This is a genomic window from Cellulosimicrobium composti (assembly GCF_010287905.1).
Lineage (GTDB): Bacteria > Actinomycetota > Actinomycetes > Actinomycetales > Cellulomonadaceae > Cellulosimicrobium > Cellulosimicrobium composti.
Map to the genome: position 1 here is coordinate 1 of NZ_JAAFAN010000146.1, position 1,330 is coordinate 1,330.

General features: G+C 68.2%; 1 protein-coding gene. It reads right to left on the reverse strand.

What is annotated here, in order from left to right; genetic code table 11:
- Positions 1-1,330 (reverse strand): nitrate reductase subunit beta (gene narH / locus GYH36_RS19075; RefSeq protein ID WP_203232054.1); only part of this gene is annotated, 1,330 nt, incomplete at both ends.

Sequence of the window (1,330 nt, forward strand, 5' to 3'; positions counted from 1 at the left end):
GGTACATGTCCTGGATCTGGGTGCCGGTCATGCCGACGGCGGCTGCGGTCTGTTCGTGGGGGTCGTGGCCGAGGTTGATGTCGCGCATGTAGGAGCGCATGGCGGCCAGGCGGCGCAGGACGCGTTCGACGGGGGCGGTGTCGCCGGCGGTGAACAGGCCGGCGAGGTATTCGAGCGGGATGCGCATCTTGGAGATGGCGGCGAACAGGGTGCGTCCGTCCTCGCCGTCGTTGCCGGAGGCGGCCACGACGTCGACGACGGGGGACAGGGGTGGGATGTACCAGACCATGGGCAGGGTGCGGTACTCGGGGTGCAAGGGGAGGGCGACCTCGTAGCGGGTGATGAGGTCCCAGATGGGGGAGCGTTGGGCGGCGGTGATCCAGTCCTCGGGGATGCCTTCGGCGCGTGCGGCGGCGATGACGTGGGGGTCGTTCGGGTCGAGGAAGACGGCGCGTTGGGCGGCGAGGAGGTCGTGCTCGTCGGCGACGGCGGCGGCTTCGGTGACCTTGTCGGCGTCGTACAGGACCAGGCCGAGGTAGCGCAGGCGTCCGACGCAGGTCTCGGAGCACACGGTGGGCAGGCCGACCTCGATGCGGGGGTAGCACAGGGTGCATTTCTCGGCCTTGCCGGTCTTGTGGTTGAAGTAGACCTTCTTGTAGGGGCAGCCGGTGACGCACATGCGCCAGCCGCGGCACTGGTCCTGGTCGACCAGCACGATGCCGTCCTCGGCGCGTTTGTACATGGCCCCCGACGGGCAGGACGCGACGCACGCGGGGTTGAGGCAGTGCTCGCAGATGCGGGGCAGGTAGAACATGAACGTCTTGTCGAGCTCGGTCGCGACGTGCTCGGACATGTGCGCCAGGATCGGGTCGTCGGCCATGGTCGCGGTCGAGCCGCCGAGGTCGTCGTCCCAGTTCGCCGACCAGGAGATGTTCATGTCCTGGCCGGTGAGCAGGGACTTGGGGCGCGCGACGGGGGTGTGGGCGCCCTGGGGGGCGGAGAGCAGCATGTCGTACTCGTAGGTCCACGGTTCGTAGTAGTCGTGGATCGAGGGCAGCACGGGGTTGGAGAAGATCGTCGCGAGCTTCTTCCACCGCCCCCCGGCGCGCAGCGTGAGCTTGCCCTTCTTCGTGCGGACCCACCCGCCCTGCCAGCGGTCCTGGTCCTGGTAGGTGCGGGGGTACCCCAGGCCGGGGCGGGTCTCGACGTTGTTGAACCACACGTACTCCACCCCGGTGCGGTTCGTCCACGCCTGCTTGCACGTCACCGAGCACGTGTGACACCCGATGCACTTGTCCAGGTTCATCACCATCGACATCTGCGCCATCAC